The sequence below is a fragment of the Actinoplanes sp. NPDC049598 genome (assembly GCF_040675435.1).
Taxonomy (GTDB): domain Bacteria; phylum Actinomycetota; class Actinomycetes; order Mycobacteriales; family Micromonosporaceae; genus Actinoplanes.
In genome coordinates this window covers 170,094-190,585 of the sequence record NZ_JBFAOX010000016.1, presented here as the reverse complement: position 1 = coordinate 190,585, position 20,492 = coordinate 170,094, and the positions used below count along the sequence as shown (strand labels likewise).

General features: G+C 71.2%; 18 protein-coding genes. 6 read left to right on the top strand and 12 right to left on the bottom strand.

The features are described 5' to 3' along the window. Nucleotides 1-145: 145 nt before the first annotated feature. Nucleotides 146-358, top strand: coding sequence for a DUF3073 domain-containing protein (locus AB0J66_RS32215; RefSeq protein WP_127505362.1), 213 nt, complete (start codon nucleotides 146-148; stop codon nucleotides 356-358). A 122-nt stretch (nucleotides 359-480) separates the two neighbouring features. Here the strand turns inward: AB0J66_RS32215 and amcA are convergent, their stop codons facing one another. The 5 genes from amcA to AB0J66_RS32190 all read right to left on the bottom strand — a co-directional run bounded on the left by amcA (nucleotide 481) and on the right by AB0J66_RS32190 (nucleotide 5,116). After that, the gene (gene amcA / locus AB0J66_RS32210; RefSeq protein WP_364668637.1) at nucleotides 481-708 is read right to left on the bottom strand and encodes a multiple cyclophane-containing RiPP AmcA; all 228 of its coding nucleotides are present in this window, start codon (nucleotides 706-708) and stop codon (nucleotides 481-483) included. After that, nucleotides 677-1,780 (bottom strand): cyclophane-forming radical SAM peptide maturase AmcB, encoded by a 1,104-nt coding sequence (gene amcB, locus AB0J66_RS32205; protein WP_364668754.1) that lies wholly within the window; start codon nucleotides 1,778-1,780, stop codon nucleotides 677-679. The genes amcA and amcB overlap by 32 nt, the downstream gene beginning before the upstream one ends. A 146-nt stretch (nucleotides 1,781-1,926) precedes the next feature. After that, nucleotides 1,927-3,060: a phosphoribosylformylglycinamidine cyclo-ligase gene (gene purM / locus AB0J66_RS32200; RefSeq protein ID WP_364668634.1), complete on the bottom strand. Its 1,134-nt coding sequence runs from the start codon at nucleotides 3,058-3,060 to the stop codon at nucleotides 1,927-1,929. A 34-nt stretch (nucleotides 3,061-3,094) separates the two neighbouring features. Continuing rightward, complete coding sequence (gene purF / locus AB0J66_RS32195; protein ID WP_364668752.1) at nucleotides 3,095-4,642, bottom strand: amidophosphoribosyltransferase; 1,548 nt, start codon at nucleotides 4,640-4,642, stop codon at nucleotides 3,095-3,097. Nucleotides 4,643-4,744: 102 nt separating this feature from the next. After that, nucleotides 4,745-5,116, bottom strand: a complete 372-nt coding sequence (locus tag AB0J66_RS32190) for a sterol carrier family protein (protein WP_364668633.1) — start codon at nucleotides 5,114-5,116, stop codon at nucleotides 4,745-4,747. A gap of 156 nt (nucleotides 5,117-5,272) precedes the next feature. Here AB0J66_RS32190 and AB0J66_RS32185 point away from each other — a divergent pair, with 156 nt between their 5' ends. Continuing rightward, complete coding sequence (locus AB0J66_RS32185) at nucleotides 5,273-6,955, top strand: carboxypeptidase-like regulatory domain-containing protein (RefSeq protein ID WP_364668631.1); 1,683 nt, start codon at nucleotides 5,273-5,275, stop codon at nucleotides 6,953-6,955. Between the two features lie 58 nt (nucleotides 6,956-7,013). Here the strand turns inward: AB0J66_RS32185 and purL are convergent, their stop codons facing one another. The 6 genes from purL to AB0J66_RS32155 form a co-directional block, all read right to left on the bottom strand. Next, nucleotides 7,014-9,650 carry a phosphoribosylformylglycinamidine synthase subunit PurL gene (gene purL / locus AB0J66_RS32180; RefSeq protein WP_364668628.1) on the bottom strand — a complete coding sequence of 879 codons (2,637 nt, stop codon included), beginning with the start codon at nucleotides 9,648-9,650 and terminating at the stop codon, nucleotides 7,014-7,016. Next, the gene (gene purQ, locus AB0J66_RS32175) at nucleotides 9,650-10,360 is read right to left on the bottom strand and encodes a phosphoribosylformylglycinamidine synthase subunit PurQ (protein WP_364668749.1); all 711 of its coding nucleotides are present in this window, start codon (nucleotides 10,358-10,360) and stop codon (nucleotides 9,650-9,652) included. Before purQ ends, purL begins: the two co-directional genes overlap by 1 nt. Further along, nucleotides 10,357-10,614, bottom strand: a complete 258-nt coding sequence (gene purS, locus AB0J66_RS32170) for a phosphoribosylformylglycinamidine synthase subunit PurS (protein ID WP_097326998.1) — start codon at nucleotides 10,612-10,614, stop codon at nucleotides 10,357-10,359. Before purS ends, purQ begins: the two co-directional genes overlap by 4 nt. 327 nt (nucleotides 10,615-10,941) lie before the next feature. Beyond that, nucleotides 10,942-12,363, bottom strand: a complete 1,422-nt coding sequence (gene purB / locus AB0J66_RS32165) for an adenylosuccinate lyase (protein WP_364668625.1) — start codon at nucleotides 12,361-12,363, stop codon at nucleotides 10,942-10,944. After that, nucleotides 12,360-13,661 (bottom strand): MFS transporter, encoded by a 1,302-nt coding sequence (locus AB0J66_RS32160; protein WP_364668623.1) that lies wholly within the window; start codon nucleotides 13,659-13,661, stop codon nucleotides 12,360-12,362. The genes purB and AB0J66_RS32160 overlap by 4 nt, the downstream gene beginning before the upstream one ends. Next, entirely contained in the window at nucleotides 13,661-14,179 is a 519-nt protein-coding gene (locus AB0J66_RS32155) for a helix-turn-helix domain-containing protein (RefSeq protein ID WP_364668620.1), read from the bottom strand. The genes AB0J66_RS32160 and AB0J66_RS32155 overlap by 1 nt, the downstream gene beginning before the upstream one ends. A gap of 130 nt (nucleotides 14,180-14,309) precedes the next feature. Here AB0J66_RS32155 and AB0J66_RS32150 point away from each other — a divergent pair, with 130 nt between their 5' ends. Further along, nucleotides 14,310-14,762: an SCP2 sterol-binding domain-containing protein gene (locus AB0J66_RS32150; RefSeq protein ID WP_364668617.1), complete on the top strand. Its 453-nt coding sequence runs from the start codon at nucleotides 14,310-14,312 to the stop codon at nucleotides 14,760-14,762. Between the two features lies 1 nt (nucleotide 14,763). On the opposite strand, the gene purD is transcribed toward AB0J66_RS32150, so the two are convergent. Further along, nucleotides 14,764-15,999, bottom strand: a complete 1,236-nt coding sequence (purD, locus tag AB0J66_RS32145) for a phosphoribosylamine--glycine ligase (RefSeq protein WP_364668614.1) — start codon at nucleotides 15,997-15,999, stop codon at nucleotides 14,764-14,766. 119 nt (nucleotides 16,000-16,118) lie between these two features. On the opposite strand from purD, the gene AB0J66_RS32140 reads away from it, so the two are divergent. From AB0J66_RS32140 to AB0J66_RS32130, 3 genes are all read left to right on the top strand, one after another. Next, nucleotides 16,119-17,411: an adenylosuccinate synthase gene (locus AB0J66_RS32140; protein WP_364668611.1), complete on the top strand. Its 1,293-nt coding sequence runs from the start codon at nucleotides 16,119-16,121 to the stop codon at nucleotides 17,409-17,411. After that, nucleotides 17,411-18,376 carry a hypothetical protein gene (locus tag AB0J66_RS32135; RefSeq protein ID WP_364668608.1) on the top strand — a complete coding sequence of 322 codons (966 nt, stop codon included), beginning with the start codon at nucleotides 17,411-17,413 and terminating at the stop codon, nucleotides 18,374-18,376. The genes AB0J66_RS32140 and AB0J66_RS32135 overlap by 1 nt, the downstream gene beginning before the upstream one ends. A 302-nt stretch (nucleotides 18,377-18,678) precedes the next feature. Next, nucleotides 18,679-20,448 carry a chromosome partitioning protein gene (locus AB0J66_RS32130; protein ID WP_364668746.1) on the top strand — a complete coding sequence of 590 codons (1,770 nt, stop codon included), beginning with the start codon at nucleotides 18,679-18,681 and terminating at the stop codon, nucleotides 20,446-20,448. Nucleotides 20,449-20,492 lie beyond the last annotated feature (44 nt).

The window sequence follows — 20,492 nt, the reverse complement described above, 5'->3', positions numbered from 1 at the left end:
AAAACCGCGACGCGCGGCAGTGTCACAGGCAACCCGAGGTGCCGAACAGGGCATCGTCCATGTACCGTAAGACCCACGAGAGATGCCTGACGTCATCGGGGCCCGCCTTCGGGCTGCCCCGAATTCTGTGCGAGGGGGTCGAGCCATGGGGCGCGGCCGTGCTAAGGCCAAGCAGACGAAGGTGGCCCGGGAGCTGAAGTATCACTCCCCGAACACCGACCTCACCGCCTTGCAGCGCGAACTGGCGGGTGCCGGTAAGTCCGACCGTCACTTCGACGACGACAACGATGAGTTCGTCGACGATGACGAGGACGACGCTGACGACGACCAGGATTCCTGGTCGCCTACAAGGCGCTGACCCGTATTGCACAGAGCACGCGGCTGACCGCGTGCTTCCGTGTGTCGTGGTCACCTTCCATCCAACGGTTCAACACTGAAGCCCACGCGGGGCACTTGCCCGCGTGGGCTTGAACCGCCCCGCTACCGCGGGCGGTTGTTCCAGTTGTAGAACGTGGGAATGTTCTCGAAGTGGTTCCAGGCGCACACCGCTGAGCCGCCGTCCTCCGACGGGCCTTCCGCGCGCTGCCGGCGAGCTTCTTCCGCCTCGGCGATGAGAGCAGCCAACCCGGCCCGGGTGTCCTGCACCCGCGCCGCCACCGGATCGTTGTCGGCGTCCTCAGACAGCCGTGGGTTCATGATCTCGGGCATGGTCCAGCACTCCCTCCAGTAGGCGAATCTTGCTGTTCCGGCAGTGGTCGGTCTCGGTGGTGTCGAACCGGCCGTGCTCGAAGTAGCGGTTGGCCGCGTGGGCGCCCCCGCAGAATCCGAAGTAGGGGCAGGTGGCCCGGCAGGACTCCACGCCGCGCAGGAACTCGGCTATCCACGGCGTGCCCTCGGCCGCCGCCAAGATCTCGCCGAGCCCGGCGCTCAGCACGTTACCGCTCGTGAAGTCGCCGTAGCGCGGATCCGAGAAGCCGGCCAGCTCGGGCGAGAGCAGCACGACCGAACCGTCGTGGGCGATCGTCGGGATCGGGTCGAGCCGCCGGGGCAACAGCTCGTCGGCGGTGCCGTCGAGCACGGCCGCCGCGTAGCGCAGCGACCACTCGACCTCGCGGAGGTGGATCCGGGGATCCCGGCGCCACGCCGTGACCAATTCGGCCCAGAAAGCCGTGACGTCGGCCGCGTCGTGGCCGTTGGTCCGGGTGTTGACCCCCTCCAGCTCTTCGACGTTGATGCCGAGCACGTCGCAGCCCAGCCCAAGAAAATAGTCGTAGAGCTCGGCGGCCACGCCCGGGCGGGGATCACCGACCACGCAGAGCGCCGAGAACGGGATCCCGTGGCGGCGGAGCGCTTCGACGCCGCGCAGGATCCGGTCGTACGCCGGTTTGCCGCCCCGGGTCACGCGGTCGGCGTTGCGCGGCTCCGGGCCGTCCACGCTCACGCTGACCCGCACCTCGTGCTCGGCGAAGAACGAGCACCAGGCGTCGTCGATCAGCGTGGCGTTGGTCTGCACGTGGTGCTCGACGGCCGGGCCGAACGGCTCGAGCAGCGCCGCGAAGTGCTCCCGGCCGGCGGCCAGCGGCTCGCCGCCGTGCCAGACGACCGAGAACCGCCCGCCGGCCGCCCACGGCTCGACGGCCGTGGCCACGGCCCGGGCCACCTCGACCGGCATGCGCTTGTCGGCCGCCCGGAACGGCAGGTAGCAGTACGAGCAGTCGAGGTTGCAGAGGGTGGTGGGCTGCATGACGACGTAGGTGGGCACCGGGGAGATGCCGCGCATCCCACTCCACCCGACCGCCATGTATCCCACCCCCACCCTTGAACAGACGCCAGGCTAGGCCCCGCAGTCCACCCCGAACACGAAAGATCCGCATGTGCCCGACATCGACACACGCGGATCATTTCACGTTTGTCCCATATTCGGCCTCAGCCGCGGGTGTACTGCCCCATCATCTGCACCTCGCCGGTGCCCTCGATGATCTCGCCGACCTGCCACGCCTCGACGCCGCGGCCGGTGAGATAGGCCATGGCCCGGTCGGCGTCGTCGGCCGAGACGACCGCGAACATGCCCACGCCCATGTTGAACGTGGCCTCCATCTCGTGGTCCTCGATCCGGCCCTTGGCCTGGATGAGGTCGAAGATGGGCTGCGGGCGCCAGGTGGAGCGGTCGACGACCGCGTCGACCGTCTCGGGCAGCACGCGCACCAGGTTGCCGGGGATGCCGCCCCCGGTCACGTGCGAGAACGCGCGGACGTCGGTCTCCTCGATCAGGCCAAGGCAGTCCTTGGCGTAGATCTTGGTCGGGGTGAGCAGCTCCTCGCCGAGGGTCCGCTGCGAACCGAAGTCGTCGACCACCGAGTCGAGACGCATCCGGCCCGCGCCGAGCAGGACGTGGCGCACCAGCGAGTAGCCGTTGGAGTGCAGGCCGGACGAGCGCATCGCGATGACCGCGTCGCCGACCTCGACCCGCTCGCGGCCCAGGATCTCGCTCTCCTCCACCACGCCGACGCCGGTGGCGGAGACGTCGTACTCGTCCGGGCGCAGCACCCCGGGGTGCTCCGCGGTCTCGCCACCGAGCAGGGCGCAGCCCGCGTAGCGGCAGCCGTCGGCGATGCCGGCGCCGATCTCGGCCACCTTGTCCGGCACGACCTCGCCACAGGCGATGTAGTCGAGCAGGAACAGCGGCTCGGCGCCACAGGCGACCAGGTCGTCGACGACCATCGCGACCAGGTCGATGCCGATCGTGTCGTGGATGTCGAGCTGCTGGGCGATCACCAGTTTGGTGCCGACGCCGTCGGTCGACGAGGCCAGGATCGGGCTCTTGTATTTCTGGGTGTTCAGCCGGAACAGGCCGGAGAAGCCGCCGAGGTCACCGATCACCTCGGGCCGCGTGGTCTTCTTGACCTTGGACTTGAGCAGCTCGACCGCGCGGTCGCCGGCCTCGATCGAGACGCCGGCGTCCGCGTAGGTGGACGTGCGCTTGCGAGCACTGCCGCGTCCGGCCCCGGCCGTCCAGGGCTGGTTGGACCCGGCGTTGTTGCGCTCGGACACGTGCGTCACGGTTCTCCCCTTAGAGCTGCTTGGTACAACAAAGTCACTGGTGGTGCGCGGCGACGGTCTCGTACTCCGTCTCGAGCTCCGCCACCGCCGCGGTGGCCGCCTCGTCGGTCGCGGACGGCATCGAGGCCCGCTTGCCGACACCCTCGAGCAGGTGCTTGCCGATCAGGTTGCCGGCCGGGAGCTCGATCGGGTACTCGCCGTCGAAGCACGCCATGCAGAGGCGCGACTTCGGCTGCTCGGTCGCCTGCACCAGGCCGTCCAGGGAAACATAACCCAGGGAGTCGGCCCCGATCGAGCGGCGGATGCCATCGATCTCCAGGCCGTTGGCGACCAGCTCGGCGCGGGTGGCGAAGTCGATGCCGTAGAAGCACGGCCATTTCACCGGCGGCGACGAGATGCGGACGTGGACCTCGAGCGCGCCGGCCTCACGCAGCATGCGCACCAGCGCACGCTGGGTGTTGCCGCGGACGATCGAGTCGTCGACCACGACCAGGCGCTTGCCCCGGACGACCTCGCGCAGTGGGTTCAGCTTGAGCCGGATGCCCAGCTGGCGAATGGTCTGCGAGGGCTGGATGAAGGTCCGGCCGACGTACGCGTTCTTGGTCAGGCCGGCGCTGTAGGGGATGCCGGAGGCCTCGGCGTAGCCGATCGCGGCCGGGGTGCCCGACTCGGGCACCGGGATGACCAGGTCGGCCTCGACCGGGTGCTCCTTGGCCAGCCGCCGGCCGATCTCGACGCGGGCCGAGTACATGTTGCGGCCGGCGATCGTGGTGTCGGGGCGGGCCAGGTAGACGTACTCGAAGAGGCAGCCCTTGGGCTCCGGGGCGGCGAACCGGGTGGAGCGCAGGCCGTGCTCGTCGACCGCGAGCATCTCGCCCGGCTCGACCTCACGCACGAAGCTCGCGCCGACGATGTCGAGCGCGGCCGTCTCGCTGGCCACGACCCAGCCCCGCTCCATGCGGCCGAGCACCAGCGGGCGGACGCCCTGGGGGTCGCGCGCGGCGTACAGGGTGCTCTCGTCCATGAAGACGAAGCTGAAGGCGCCCCGCAGGTTGGGCAGCACCTCGAGCGCGGCGGCCTCGACCGAGAGGTCGGGGCGGCTGGCCAGCAGCGTCGTCACCAGGGCGGTGTCGGAGGTGGCGCTGTCCGCCTCGAGGCCGCGCTCGGCGACCTCGCGGGCCAGCTCGGCCGTGTTGACCAGGTTGCCGTTGTGGGCCAGCGCGATCGTCGTGCCGGCCGTGGTGGCGCGGATCGTGGGCTGGGCGTTCTCCCAGTTCGAGCCGCCGGTCGTCGAGTACCGCGTGTGGCCGATCGCGAGGTGGCCGCGAAGGCTGGCCAGCGTCGGCTCGTCGAAGACCTGCGACACGAGGCCGAGATCCTTGTACACCACCACACCGGAACCGTCACTCACAGCAATACCGGCGGCCTCCTGGCCGCGATGCTGCAGAGCGAAGAGCCCGAAGTAGGTGAGTTTGGCGACCTCTTCCTCGGGGGCCCAGACGCCGAAGACGCCGCAGGCATCCTGGGGGCCGCGCTCCTGGGGGTCGAGATCGTCGGTCAACCGGCCGTCGCCTCGGGGCACCTGTCGCTCCCTCATGCTGATCTGCTCGAACGTGAGGTGGGGTCCACCGCACCGCTCCCGACCGCCCAGTGTACGCGAGCACGAGGGGTGCGGCTCGCGCTGTCAATCGGCGACTTCCCCGGTCAGCGGGAGGTATTCACTCAGGTCGGTGCGGATGCCGCTCGCGCGCAGCCTTCCGTCACTCACCGCATCCGCCCAGCTCACACGCTGCGTGGCGACGAGGAGCCAGGTGACCGGATCGGCTTCGACCACATTGGGCGGTGTGCCACGCGTGTGCCTGGGACCGGGAACACACTGAATCGCACCGAAAGGCGGAATTCGCACCTCCACCGAACGGCCAGGCGCTCGGCGGGACAACTCGGTCAGCAGTGCTCGCACAGCGTCACGCAGCACTGATCTCTCGGGTTCGGCGCCTCGGTCCAGCGCGTCCAGCGCGCGGATCACGGACTCGGATTTATTGTGCGCAGGGGACACGTCGGGACGATACGACCCGCTTCCCGAAGATTCGTACGCGGCCCTGGGTCGCGCAACGGACGTGTGACAAGGCATAGTGGCCGACGGTGTTTTAGTCGCGGGATGTAACCGGCAGCTGAAGAGAAGCCGGGAGACCGTGCGACCGGAAGGCGGTGGATGGTGACGACGCACCTACGTGCCCGGGTGGTCCAGGCCGGTGCGTTACTGGCTGTGGTCGCGGGAGGTCTCTTCGCAGTCCCGGCGGCTGCGCTGGCGGCGCCTCCGGAGGTCGAGATCACTGACCTGCAGAACGAGGTCCTCACCGGGGGCCAGCTAAATATGCAGTATCAGGTGAAGGCCCCCGCACCCGACCCCGAGGAGGGCGAGCAGGGCGGCCAGGTCCGCGCCACCGCCCAGGTCCGGGTCACCGGCATCAGCTGTTCCGGTGACTGTTCGGGCATCGCGCAGGTCGACCAGAACGGCCGCACCTTCAACGCGCGGCTGACCGCGCCGAACGTGAACGCCGGCGAGACCCGCCAGGTCCAGGTGCGCGTCACCGCCACCATCAACGGCGAGTCCAACAGCGCCACCGCGACCATCACGGTCAAGGGCCAGGACAAGCCGCAGACCGTCGGCAAGGTGTCCGGCAAGGTCCGCGATCAGGACGGCAAGGCCGTCTCCGGGGCCACGGTGGGCCTGCGGGACAGCGCCGGCACGACCTTCGAGACGACCTCCAGCGGCTCCGGCGCGTACTCGTTCTCGTCGACCGACAGCAAGCCGATCGCGCCCGGCACGCTCTCGATCGGGGCCGCGAAGGACGACTTCAAGCCGGTCACGGTGACCATTCAGGCCGCCGCCGACCGCAGCGTGACCAAGAACCTCATCCTCGAGTCGAAGGTGGTCGAGAGCCCGTCGGCCTCCCCGTCCGCCTCGGCCTCGGCCTCGGCCAGCCCCACCCCGACCGACGAGGCGTCCGAGGCCACCGAGGAGCAGCCGGCCACCACGGAGACCACCACCGAGGAGGGCAGCGCGGCCAACAACGCCGCGTCGAGCTCGGACAGCGGCAGCTCCTGGCTCTACATCATCATCGGCGTCCTGCTCGTCGCGGCCGGCATCGGCGCGATCGTGCTGGTCTGGATGCGCCGCAAGAACAACCCCACCGACGGTGGCGACGACGACCCGACGGCCATGGCCCCGTCGGGCGGCGGCATCCCGCCCGCCCAGGGCCGGTTCAACGACGCGACCCGGGTGGCCGCGCCGGTCGGCGGCGGCCGCAACGACGCGACGATGATCGCGCCCGCGCCGTCCATGTCCGACGCGCCGACGATGCTCCAGCGCCCGGTGCCCGCGGCCGACGACGAGTTCCCCGACCCGTACGGCGCGCCGATCCCGCCGCAGGGCGGCTACAACGGCAACTGGGACAACCAGCCCGGCACCCAGCAGTACGGCGGCGGCACCCAGCAGTACGGAGGTCAGCAGCCGGAGACCGGCTACGGGTCGTCGTACAGCGAGCCGACCGGCTTCTACCGCCCCGAGGACGACGCCGGCTACGGCTACGAGCAGGGCGGCCAGCAGCAGTACGGCGGCCAGCAGGGCGGCTGGGACGAGCACGACAACGGCGGTTACGGCTACGAGCAGCCGGGCGGCCAGCAGCAGTACGGCGGGGGCACCCAGCAGTACGGGGGCGGCACCCAGCAGTACGGCGGCCAGCAGGGCGGCTGGGACGACCAGGACAACGGCGGCTACCCCCCGCAGCAGCCGGGCGGCGCCCAGCAGCAGTACGGCGGTCACACCCAGCAGTACAACGGCGGCTACGACGACCAGGACGACTACGACCAGCGCGGTCAGCGCCGCTACTGAGCACACGAAAAAGCCCCCGCACCTCGTCGAGGTGCGGGGGCTTTTCGCTGTGCCACGATCAGGCGGGGCCGATGGGCCCGCCCGGCGCCGGCTGCTGCTCGGTCAGCTCGAGGGTGACCGAGCGGCCCTCGCCCTCGGCCGGCACCGGCTCCTTGACCTCGGCCACCGACGCCGCCGGGATGCCGTCCGCCTCGACCGGGGCGGCCGTTTCCATGGCCGCGCCGGCCGCCGCGGTCACGAGGACCTCGTCGCCGCGGTCGGGCCGGGCCGGAGCCGACGGGTCGGCCGCGTGCTCCGGGTCGCCGTGCCGGTTGGCCAGCTCGGCCGCGCCCCCGAACAGGGCCGGCAGCGTCGCCGTGTACGCCGCGCGCAGCTCGTCCAGCGGGATGCTGAACTGGTCGCGCACGTCCAGCACGGGCTCGGCCGTGGTGACGCCGAGCGGCGCGCAAGCGATGCCGGAGTCGGCCACCAGGGCCAGGAACGCCTTGTCGTGCCCGCGCGGCACCGCGACCAGGGCCCGGCCGGACGACTCACTGAACAGCTGGACGAAGGCGGTGTTGCCGTCCTCGGGCAGCGTGATCCTGGCGCCCACGTTGCGGCGGAGCGCGCTCTCGACCAGGGCCTGGGACAGGCCGCCGTCGGAGAGGTCGTGCGCCGCGGCGACGAGACCGGCCTTCGAGGCGCGGGCCATCAGGGCGCCCAGGCGCTGCTCGTGGGCCAGGTCCACCTTCGGCGGGCGGCCGCCCAGGTGGCCGTGGGTGACCCACGCCCACTCGGAGCCGGAGAGCTCGGCGTCGGTCTCCCCGAGCAGGAAGAGCAGGTCGCCGTCCTTGGCCGGAGCCGGGAAGCCCATCGGGATCCGCCGGGCCACGTCGTCGAAGACGCCCAGCACGCCGACCACCGGGGTCGGGTGGATCGCGGCCGCGCCGGTCTGGTTGTAGAAGCTGACGTTGCCCCCGGTGACCGGGGTGCCCAGCAGCTGGCAGCCGTCGGCCAGACCGCGCACGGCCTCGGCGAACTGCCACATCACGGCCGGGTCCTCGGGCGAGCCGAAGTTGAGGCAGTCGGTCACGGCCACCGGCTCGGCGCCGGTCACGGCCACGTTCCGGTACGCCTCGGCCAGCGCGAGCTTCGCGCCCTCGTACGGGTCGAGGCGGGCGAAGCGGCCGTTGCCGTCCACCGACAGCGCGACACCGAGGCCGGTGCGCTCGTCGATGCGCAGCACACCCGAGTCCTCGGGCTGGGCCAGCACGGTGTTGCCGAGCACGTACCGGTCGTACTGCTCGGTGACCCACGTCTTGTCGCAGAGGTTGGGCGAGCCGGCCATCCGCAGCACGGTCTCGCGCAGCTCGTCGCCGGTGGACGGGCGGGGCAGCGTCTCGGCCTTGTCGGCCTGGAGCAGGATCAGGTCGGCGGGCTCGCGGATCGGCCGGGCGTAGACCGGGCCGTCGTCGGCGAGCGAGCCGGGCGGCACGTCCACCACCACATGGTCGTTCCAGGTGATCACGAGACGGCCGGGCTCGCCGGCCTCGCCGGCCGGGGTGACCTCGCCGATCGCGGTGGCCCAGACGCCCCACTTCTCGGCCACGGCGAGCACCTGGGCGAGGTTCTCCGGGGTGACGATCAGGAGCATGCGCTCCTGCGACTCGCTGGCCAGGATCTCGGTCGGGCTCATCGACGCCTCGCGCAGCGGCACCCGCTCGAGCCAGACCCGCATGCCGGTGCCGGCCGCGGCCGCGGTCTCGGTGAGCGCGCAGGTCAGGCCCGCGCCGCCGAGGTCCTGGATGCCGGCCACGAGACCGGCGTCGTACAGCTCGAGGCAGCTCTCGATGAGCAGCTTCTCCATGAACGGGTCGCCCACCTGCACCGACGGGCGGCGCTGCTCGGCCTCCTCGTCGAAGGTGGCCGAGGCGAGCACGGAGACGCCGCCGATGCCGTCGCGGCCCGTACGCGCGCCGAGCAGCACGACGACGTTACCGACGCCGGCCGCCTCCTTGTGCTGCAGCCGCTCGACCGGCAGGACACCGATGCTGAGCGCGTTGACCAGCGGGTTGCCCTGGTACGTGGGGTCGAAGACGATCTCGCCGCCGATGTTGGGCAGGCCCAGGCAGTTGCCGTAGCCGCCGATGCCGGCGACCACGCCGGGCAGGACCCGGGCCGTGTCGGGGTGGTCGGCTGCGCCGAAGCGCAGCGGGTCCATCACCGCGATCGGCCGGGCGCCCATGGCGAGGATGTCGCGGACGATGCCGCCGACGCCGGTCGCGGCGCCCTGGTAGGGCTCGACGAAGCTCGGGTGGTTGTGCGACTCGACCTTGAAGGTCACCGCGATCTCGTCGGAGATCTGCACGACGCCCGCGTTCTCACCGATGCCGGCGAGCATGCGGTCGCTGCGCGGGGCCTTCTCACCGAACTGGCGCAGGTGGACCTTGCTCGACTTGTAGGAGCAGTGCTCGCTCCACATGATCGAGTACATCGCCAGCTCGGACGCGGTCGGGCGCCGGCCGAGGATCTGCCGGATGCGCTCGTACTCGTCGTCCTTGAGGCCCAGCTCCGTGTGCGGCTGCAGCTCGTCGGGCGTCTGGAACGCCCGGTGCACCGTGTCGGGGCCGCCGTCGAACTCGTTGACCAGCACGTCCGTCGCGGCAAAGCCGGTCGGCTTCTGGTTCGGCGCTGCCGTCTCCGGCTGCGTGGTCATTACTGGTGTCCCCCTGCGTGCTGAGCCCCCGCGGACGCCCCGGCCAGGGCCCGCAGGACCGAGGTGAAGAAGCCGAGGCCGTCGAGCGACGGACCGGTCAGCGTCTCCACCGCGTGTTCCGGATGCGGCATGATGCCGACGACGTTGCCGGCCTCGTTGGTGACGGCGGCGATGTCGCGCTGCGAGCCGTTCGGGTTGCCGCGGACGTACCGCGCGACCACCCGTCCCTCGGCCTCGAGCGCGTCCAGCGTCCGCTGGTCGGCGACGTAGCAGCCCTCGCCGTTCTTCACCGGGATCAGGATCTCCTGCTCCGGCTGGAACGTGTTGGTCCAGGCGGTGTTCGTGGCCTCGACGCGCAGCCACTGGTCGCGGTTGCGGAAGTGCAGGTGCTGGTTGCGGGTCAGCGCGCCGGGCAGCAGGTGGGCCTCGCAGAGGATCTGGAAGCCGTTGCAGATGCCGAGCACCGGGAGGCCGCCGCGGGCCGCGTCGATGAGCGACTCCATGACCGGGGCGAACCGGGCGATCGCGCCGCAGCGCAGGGCGTCGCCGTACGAGAAGCCGCCGGGCAGCACCACGGCGTCGACATTGTGCAGATCGGGGTCGCCGTGCCAGAGGCGGACGGCGTCGGCGCCGGCGAGGCGCACGGCGCGGGCCGCGTCCCCGTCGTCCAGCGAGCCCGGGAAGGTGACCACACCGATGCGCATGCTCAGGCGACCTCGGCCTTCGCGTCGTCCTCGACCTTGATCGAGAAGTCTTCGATCACCGGGTTGGCGAGCAGCTTGTCGGCGATCTCACGAGCCCGGTCCAGATCGGGCTCGCCGGCGAACTCGATCTCGATCCGCCGCCCGATCCGGACGGAGGAGACATCGGTGACGCCGAGCCGCGGCAGCGCGTTGGCCACCGCCTGGCCCTGCGGGTCGAGGATCTCCGGCTTGAGCATGACGTCGACCACGACGCGAGCCACGGGCACTCCTGACTGATAGGTGTAAGCACGTGGAGCCTACCTTGCGAACCACGTGACGGGCTGGTCGGCCGGTGTCGCCCAGGCGACGCCGGCCGGGCTGAGCAGGCAATCTCGCCGGTGATCTCGCCCACTCGAACGATCAAAGCTTCAATTTTCCAGGGCCTCGTCGTCCCTGCTGTCCCGGCCTTCCCACGTCCGGCGCGATGGTCATCACACTGTGATAGGTGTCAAGTGGATGCTTGGCGGCCGGGCCGGCGGCCCCTAACGTCGGGGTTCCGCTGAGGTGTGGCGAGACGGTCGAGCTCCGTCGCACCTCGGCGGCAAAAACTAGAGGATGGGCGCGGGCGCGTATTTCGCCGCCTCCGGATGGGCCGCGACGATCGTCGCGATCCGGTCGACCACGGCGCTCACCTGCGACGGCGCGGCCCCGACGAAGGCCGCCCGGTCGGCCACCAGAGCGTCGATCTCGCCCCGGCTCAGCTCCAGCCGGCCGTCGGCCGCGAGCCGGTCGAACAGGTCGTTGACCGGCGCGCCCTTCTCCCGCATGGCCAGCGCCACGGCGACCGCGTGCTCCTTGATCACCTCGTGCGCGACCTCGCGGCCGACGCCCTTGCGGACCGCGGCCACCAAGATCTTGGTGGTGGCCAGGAACGGCAGGAACCGGTCGAGCTCGCGGGCGATCACCGCCGGGTACGCCCCGAACTCGTCGAGCACGGTGAGGAAGGTCTGGAAGAGGCCGTCGGTGGCGAAGAACGCGTCCGGCAGCGCGACCCGGCGCACGACCGAGCAGGAGACGTCGCCCTCGTTCCACTGGTCACCGGCGAGCTCGCCGACCATCGACAGGTAACCGCGGACGATCACGGCGAGGCCGTTGACCCGCTCCGACGAGCGCGTGTTCATCTTGTGCGGCATCGCCGACGAGCCGACCTGGCCCGGCTTGAAGCCCTCGGTCACCAGCTCCTGACCGACCATCAGGCGGATCGTGGTGGCCAGCGAGGACGGGCCGGCGACGATCTGGGCCAGCGCCGACACGACGTCGAAGTCGAGCGAGCGCGGGTAGACCTGGCCGACGCTGCTGAGCACCCGGTTGAAGCCGAGGTGGCCGGCGACCCGCTGCTCCAGCCCGGCCAGCGCCTCGAAGTCGCCGTCGAGCAGGTCGAGCTGGTCGGCCGCGGTGCCGACCGGCCCCTTGATGCCGCGCAGCGGGTACCGCCCGATCAGGTCGTCGAGCCGCTCGTAGGCGATGAGCAGCTCCTGGGCGGCCGAGGCGAACCGCTTGCCGAGCGTGGTGGCCTGGGCCGCCACGTTGTGCGAGCGGCCGGTCATGACCAGGTCGGAGTACTCGACGGCGCGCTCGGCGAGGCGGGCCAGGGTGGCGACGACCCGGGCCCGGATCAGCTCGAGCGAGGCCCGGATCTGCAGCTGCTCGACGTTCTCGGTGAGATCGCGCGAGGTCATGCCCTTGTGGATCTGCTCGAAGCCGGCCAGCGCGCTGAACTCCTCGATCCGCGCCTTCACGTCGTGCCGGGTGATCCGCTCGCGCTCGGCGATCGACGCCAGGTCGACGTCGTCGAGGACCGCCTCGTACGCCTCGACGGCGCCCTCGGGCACCGACACTCCGAGGTCGCGCTGGGCGCGCAGGACGGCCAGCCAGAGCCGGCGCTCCATCCTGATCTTCTCCTCCGGGGACCAGAGGTCGGCGAGCTCGGCGGAGGCGTAGCGGGCGGCAAGGACGTTCGGGATGGTCACGCGACCGATTCTTTCACGGGCCCGGGATCACGCTGAGGCAGCTCGTGTCGCAGCGTGCGCACGTCCCGGCTGCTCAGCATGCCCAGCACGGCGACGATGACCAGCACGCCGGCACCGACCAGGGTCGCCTCCACGCCGACCTGGTGGGAGATGGGGCCTACGAGGAGCTCGCCGATCGGCATCGCGACGAAAGAGCCGACCATGTCGTACGAATACACGCGCGCGAGTTTGTCCGACGGCACATGCTCCTGCATCGTCGTCTCCCAGGCGACCCCGAACTGCTCGAGCAGCGCCCCGGCCACCAGCGCGCCCAGGGCGAGCACGATCACCTGGGGATAGAGGCCCAGCAGCAGCAACGGCAGGGCCATGCCGAAGGTGCTGACCACACCGACCAGCAGCAGCCGGCGCAGCCGCAACCGCATCGCGATCAGGCCACCGATGATCATGCCGGCGGTCTGCGCGGCCAGGACGAAGCCCCAGCCCCGCCGGCCGAAGGTGTCGTCGGCGACCGCGGGGCCGAGCACGGCGAGACCGCCGCTCCAGCAGGCGTTGATCACCGCGAAGGCGGCCACCACGACCCACAGCCAGGTGCGCGAGCGGAACTCCGTCCACCCGGTGCGCAGATCGGCGAAGATGTTCGGCCGGGACGGCTCGACCGCCGCCTCGCCCGGCGTCTTCTCGTCGCCGATCGTGCCCTCGGGCTCGGGGATCTTGACCGGCGCCGGGGTCCGCAGGGCCATGAAGATGAGCCCGGCGACGAGGAAGGTGGCCGCGTCGACCGCGATGCCCCAGCCCGGGTTGGTCGCGGCGACCACGACGCCGGCCAGCGGGGCGCCGAGGATGACGGCGGAGTTGAGGGTGAGCCGGTTGATCGCGTTGGCCTGCTGACGGATCTCGGCCGGCACCGTCTGCGGCAGGATCGACGAGCTGGCCGGCAGGGCGAGCGCGCCGACCATGCCGTTGACCGCGCCCAGCACGATGAGCAGCGGAACCGTGGCCGAGCCGGTCAGCACCAGGGCCGCCACCACGGCCTGGGAGGCGAAAGCGGCCAGGCTCGAGCCGACCATCAGGAACTGCTTGGGCATGCGGTCGGCGAGCACGCCGCCGAAGAGCAGGAAGACGACGTTGACCAGCGTGCGGATGCCCACCACGAGGCCGAGGTCGCTGGTCGAGCCGGTCAGGTCGAGCACGGCGAACGCGAGCGCGAGGTTGGCGAACGAGTTGCCCAGGGCGTTGACCGTGCGACCGGCGATGAGCAGCCGGAACGGGGCGTACCGAAGCGGCGCGAGGGCACTCATCAGGACTCCATCTCGAACATCGCGACCGTGGTGCTCGTACGGATGGTGCCCGGGGTGCGCGGAGGCTGGGCGGCCTCGTGCAGCTCGTCGACGAGCGCGAGGAACTTCGACCGGAAGTCGAGCCAGGCCGTGGGCTCGATCCAGAACTCGCCGTCACCCAGAAGGCCGTTCTTCTCGGCGAACCGGCCGGCGGCGGAGCGGCGGACCAGCTCGTTGCCGAGCGCGATGAAGAGCGCGCGGCGCTGGCCGGGATCGTTCGGCGCGTGGTCGCGGGTGGCGTCGTAGCGGTAGCGCTTGGCCACGCCCCCGCGGATCTTCTCCTCGCCGGCCTGGACGATCATGCCGCCGGCCAGGAGATTGCGCAGGTGGTAGCTGGCGTTGGCATGGGTCAGGCCGAGCTCGCGGGCCACCTCGGCCGCGGTCATCGGCGCCCCGGTGAGCAGCGACATGATCCGCAGGCGGACCGGATGGGCGGTCGCCCTCAGCGACTGCCGGTCCGCCTCATCTCCCAAAGACATGTTGGGGAGTCTAGGGAGCGGCGAGCCGACTGTCCAACATTTATTTGGGAGTGGCACACTGCACGGGGAAAGCGCAAGGTCGCTAAGGTTACTGACGAGTAGGTAGTCCGCTCATCTGAAAGGTCCACCGATGACTGATTTCAACGCCGAGTCACTCGCCTCGATCGGCCCGAAAGAGTTCGCTCAGCTCGTCAAGTCGACGCCGGACTCGAAGATCGCCGAGGTGATGGCCGGCGAGAACCGCACCAAGATCCTCGACGAGGTCTTCAACCGGATGCCCACCCTGTTCCGCCCGGAGAAGGCCGGCGCCACCCAGGCCGTCATCCACTGGGTCATCACCGGCGGCGCCGGGGGCGCGAGCGACACCTACGAGACCGTGATCGAGAACGGCGCCTGCACGGTCACCAACCAGCCGGTCCGCGACCCCAAGCTGACGATGACCATGGACGCCGTCACGTTCCTCAAGGTCGTCTCGGGCGACGGCAACCCGATGATGCTGTTCATGACCGGCAAGGTGAAGGCCAAGGGCGACCTGGGCCTGGCCGCCAACGTGGCCAAGCTCTTCGACATCCCGAAGGCCTGATCTACAGACGACCCTCGACGGCGCTCAGTGCGATGTCCGTCCGATACTGGGCGCCGTCCAGGCGTACGCCGTCGACCAGCGCGTAGGCCGCGTCCCGGGCCGACGCGAGGTCGGCCCCGATCGCCGTCACGCTCAGCACCCGGCCGCCGGCCGAGATGAGCGCGCCGTCCGCCCGCCGGGCCGTGCCCGCGTGGATCACGCCGGGCACCTCGGCGCCGGAGATGACATCGCCGGTACGGGGCGTGGCCGGGTAGTTCTTGCTCGCCACCACGACCGTGATCGCGGCGCCCTCGCGCCAGCGCAGCGGCGGGAGCTCGGCCAGCGTGCCGGTGGCGGCCGCGTTCAGCAGCCCGCCCAGCGGCGTCTCCAGCAGCGCGAGCACGACCTGGGTCTCCGGGTCGCCGAACCGCGCGTTGAACTCGATCACCTTGGGGCCGTCGGGCGTGAGCGCGAGTCCGACGTAGAGCAGGCCGGCGAACGGCGTGCCCCGGCGGCGCATCTCGGCCAGGGTCGGCTCGACCGTCTCGCGCAGCACCTGGGGCACGAGGTCCTTCGGCGCCCAGTCGAGCGGGGCGTACGCCCCCATGCCCCCGGTGTTGGGGCCCTCGTCGCCGTCGGCCAGCCGCTTGAAATCCTGCGCCGGCATCAGCGGCACCGCCGCCGTGCCGTCGGTGACCACGAAGAGCGAGACCTCGGGGCCGGACAGGTACTCCTCGATCACGACGGTGCCGCACTCGGCCGCGTGCCGTTCGGCGGCGGCACGATCGTCGGTCACCACGACGCCCTTGCCCGCGGCCAGGCCGTCGTTCTTGACCACGTACGGGGCGCCGAGCTCGTCGAGCGCGCGCGTGACCTCCTCGGCGGTCGTGCAGGCGTACGACCCGGCCGTGGGCACGCCGGCCGCGGCCATCACGTCCTTGGCGAAGGCCTTGGACCCCTCGAGCTGGGCCGCGGCCGCGCTCGGGCCGAAGCAGGCGATGCCCTTGGCCCGCACCGCATCCGCCACCCCGGCCACCAGCGGCGCCTCGGGGCCGACCACGACCAGGTCGGCGGCGAGCTCCACGGCCAGGGCGGCCACCGCGGCCGGATCCGTCGCCTGGACGTCGTGCAGCTCGGCCACCTGGGCGATGCCCGGGTTGCCGGGAGCGGCGGCGAGGAAGTCGACGGTGGGGTCGGCGGCGAGGCCGAGGGCGAGGGCATGTTCCCGGCCGCCGGAGCCGATCAGAAGTACGCGCACGGCCGCCGATCCTACCGGCGGTCTCCTTCCCCACGTCGCACAGCAGGGCAGTCGCGTAAACTTCGGCAGTACCCGGACCTCTGCCAGGTACGACCTGTTCTACGGAAGGCGTCACGCGCGTGCCGGTGATCGTGTTGGTCGGAGCCCAATGGGGCGACGAGGGCAAGGGCAAGGCCACTGACCTGCTGGGCGACCGGCTCGACTACGTGGTGAAGTTCAACGGCGGCAACAACGCCGGTCACACTGTGGTGATCAACGGCGAGAAGTACGCCCTCCACCTGCTGCCGAGCGGCATCCTCACCCCCGGCGTGACGCCGGTGATCGGCAACGGCGTGGTGGTCGACCTCGCCGTGCTGTTCGAGGAGATCGACGGGCTGGAAGCCCGCGGCATCGACACTTCGCGGCTCCGGGTGAGCGCCAACGCGCACGTCATCCCGTCCTACAACCGCTCGATGGACAAGGTCGCCGAGCGGTACCTGGGGGCCCGGCGGATCGGCACGACCGGCCGCGGCATCGGCCCGACCTACGCCGACAAGATGAACCGGATGGGCGTGCGCATCCAGGACCTCTTCGACGAGTCGATCCTGCGGCAGAAGGTCGAGGCCGCCCTCACCTTCAAAAATCAGGTGCTCTCGAAGATCTACAACCGCCAGGCCGTCAAGGCCGACGACGTGGTCCGCGAGCTGCTGTCCTACGTCGAGCGACTCCGGCCGTACGTGGGGGACACCGCCCTGGAGCTCTCCGAGGCCCTGGACGAGGGCAAGGTCGTGCTCTGCGAGGCCGGCCAGGCCACCCTGCTCGACGTCGACCACGGCACGTACCCGTTCGTGACCAGCTCCAACGCGACCGCCGGGGGCGCCTGCACCGGCTCCGGCATCCCGCCCACCCGCATCGACCGCGTGGTGGCCGTGCTCAAGGCGTTCACCACCCGGGTCGGCGAGGGCCCGTTCCCGACCGAGCTGCACGACAAGTTCGGCGACTACCTGCGCGAGGTCGGCCACGAGTACGGCACGACGACCGGCCGCCCGCGCCGGATCGGCTGGCTCGACCTGGTGATCGGCCGGTACGCGCAGCGGATCAACGGGGTCACCGACTTCGCGCTGACCAAGTTGGACAATTACGACGAGCTGGACGAGATCCCAGTCTGCGTGGCCTACGAGGTCAACGGGGTCCGGCACGACGAGATGCCGGTGAACCAGACCGACTTCCACCACGCGATGCCGATCTTCGAGACGCTGCCCGGCTGGAAGCAGGACATCTCCGGCTGCCGCACCTTCGAGGACCTGCCCAAGGACGCCCAGCGCTTCGTCGAGTTCGTCGAGCAGCGTCTCGGCGCCCGCATCTCGATCGTCGGCGTCGGCCCCGGCCGCGAGGCGGTCATCGAGCGTCACTCGGTGCTGAGCGAGGCCTGATGTACGACGTGATCCTGCTCAGCCTGGCCGAAGGCTCGTCATCGGCCGGCGCTTGCGGCTCGTCCTGCGGCGGCTGCGGTGTTCTCGAGAAGGAAGCGTGCGACACGCCGCGGGTGCCGGTGCGCGAGTGCGCCGACGCTCTCACGGCCGGCGGGGCCCGGGTCGAAATGGTCACGGCCCACTCCGACACCGAGATCGACGAGGTGATCGCCCGCCTCGACGGTCCCGCCCGGGCCGATGGCCTGACCTGGCCCGATTCCGATTCCCGGGTCCGCTTGGTGGTGGCCTCGGCCACCGACGGCCAGCTGCGGGCCGTCGTCCGCCGGCTGGTACGCCGGTACGCCCCGCCGCCCAGCAAACGCCCGGCCGACCTGGCCGCCAACCGCACGGTGCCCGATCTCCCGCCGGTCGCGATCCTGCCGCTGGACGCCGCCAACACCACCGACCTCGCCGCGCAGCTGGGCCTGCCCCGCGTGCCGGCGGCGGTGGCGGCGGCGGTCCTCGAGGGGCGTACCCGCCGCCTTGACCTGCTGCGTAACGATGGTGGCTCGGTCACAGTGGACGGCGCCCTGGTCGGCGGGGTCGACGACGACGGCCGGGCGCTGACCTGGCGGGGCCGGGTCGAGGTGGACGACGCAGTCCTGTCTGGGGGCGACGACCCGATCCTGGCCTGCGCGATCGGCAACGGCGCGGGCTACGCCGAGTTCGACGGCCTCCAACTGCTGGCCGAGGGCAACGCCGAGGACGGCACGGTCGAGGTGGCGGTCGCCGTCCCGATGATCATCAAGAAACGTTTCCGGGGCACGAAGATCCGCATCGAGGTGCGGCGGGCACGGGGCCGGGCCGTCTCGGTGCTGCCCCGCGACGGCGAGCTCCAGTTCCTCGACGACGGGGTCGCGGGCTCGATGAGCCGCAAGCGTTCCTGGTGGACGGAGCCCGGCGCCTGGGCGGTGTACGCAAGCTGACGGTCTGTGCGAGTCTGAAAAAGTAGGACCAACCATCGGGGAGGGTTGCATCCGTGGGATCGGCGGAGGACGAAAGCGCTGACCGCGTCTACGTCCCGGGCACGTCCGGCACCCCCGCGCCCCCGGACAGGGACGTCGAGCCCTTCTGGGAGGCGGACGAGCTGGCGGCCCCGGTGCACGGACGGCCGGTTCCGCATGAGACTCCCCCGCCGGTGCCCGTGCCACCCGCCGGTGTCTACCGGCCCGGTGATCGCGTTCCGGTGCCACCACCGCCGGCCATTCCGGTGCCGCCGCCGGCTTCAATGCCAAGGCCCCAGCCGTACGCGGTCCAGCCGCCGACGGCGCCCACCCCACCACCGACGCCGCAGCACGGGCAGGCGCCGGTGCCGGTTCAGCGCGCTCCGGTTCCGTCGCCGCCCACTCGCGCCTGGCCCGAGACCGAGCCGACGCCGGCCCCCACGTCACCTCCGGCACCAGTTTTCGGTGGCGGCGAGCCGGACGACACCGAGTCCGGTGTGCACACTTTGCCGGATTCGCCCTGGTCCCAACCCCCGCAGCGCCCCATGCCCGCGGCCCCGGCCTCCCCCGCCGCATCGGCTCCACCGAGCACCCCGGCGCCTTCCGCGGCCTCAGCGCCACCTGCGGCCTCAGCGCCACCTGCGGCCTCAGCTCCATCTGCCGCCTCGGTTTCATCCGGGGCCTCAGCTCCGTCCGCCGCCTCGGCTTCACCCGCGGCTTCGGCCCTGTCCGATTCTTCGGCTCCGGCTCCGGCCGCTGCGGCCGGGCCGCCGGCTATGGGGTCGGCCTCGGTTCCGGCGCCGCCGCCCGCGCCGGCCGCTCCCCCGCAAGATCCGCGGGCGCAGGGTGCGCCGCCGCCCGCGCCGCCCGCTCCCCCGCAAGATCCGCGGGCGCAGGGTGCGCCGCCGCCCGGGCCGTATCCGCCCAGCGTCGACCCGCGGGCGTTCCCGCAGCCTCACCCGCAGCTCTACCAGCCCCACCCGCAGACGTACCAGCAGCACCCGCAGACGTACCAGCCTCATCCGCAGACGCAGCAGCCGCAGCCGCCGCAGCCGCCGCATCCGCAGGCGCCCGGCCAGCCGCCGGCCGATCCGTTCCAGGATCTGCCGTGGGTCTCCGACGGCACGCCGACCGCCGAGGAGTTCGCCCGGCGCCGCCTGGCCAAGCCGGCCGAGCCGGTGGCCACGATGGGCCCGCGCGCGCTGCTCAAGAACGTCACCGGAGGCCTGGTCAAGCTCGCCCCGGGCAAGCGCGAGCTGGAGTACAAGCAGGACGTGGAGATGGTCCGCCGCAACTTCGGCGGGCTGCGCCAGGTCACCGTGGTCAACCCCAAGGGCGGCGCCGGCAAGACGGTGGCCGTGCTGCTGCTGGCCATGACGTTCGGCCAGAAGCGCGGCGGATACGTGCTGGCCTGGGACAACAACGAGACCCAGGGCACCCTCGGCATGCGGGCGCAGCAGGACTTCCACGCCCGTACGGTCCGCGACATGATGCGCGACCTGCACCTGTTCCAGGGAGCGCACGGCCGCGTGGGCGATCTGTCGCAGTATGTCCGGGCCCAGGGCGAGGGCATGTTCGACGTGCTCGCCTCGGACGAGTCGGCCACGGCGGGTGAGATGCTCACGGCCGACGCGTTCGCCGAGATCCGTGAGATCGTCAGCCGGTTCTACAAACTGATCTTTGTGGACACCGGCAACAACGTCCGCGCGCAGAACTGGCAGGCCGCCATGGACGCGACCGACCAACTGGTGATCACCATGTCGGCCCGTAACGACTCGGCCGAGACCGCGGCCCGGATGCTCGACCACCTGGAGCAGAGCGGCCGCCAGCGCCTGGTCCGCCAGGCCGTCAGCGTCGTCTCGATGCCGCCCACCCGCAAGGACATCGACCTGCCGGCCATCCAGCGCCACTTCGCCGCCCGCACCCGGGCGGTCCTGCTGGCCCCCTACGAGAAGCTCATCGACTCCGGCGAGCCGCTGCGTTACGGCCACCTCTCCTCACCCACCCGCGACGCCTGGCTCAAGATCGCCGCCGCGGTCGCCGAGGGCCTCTGACCGGCCTACCCCACGCGCAGGGCCACACCACGGATCATCCGTGG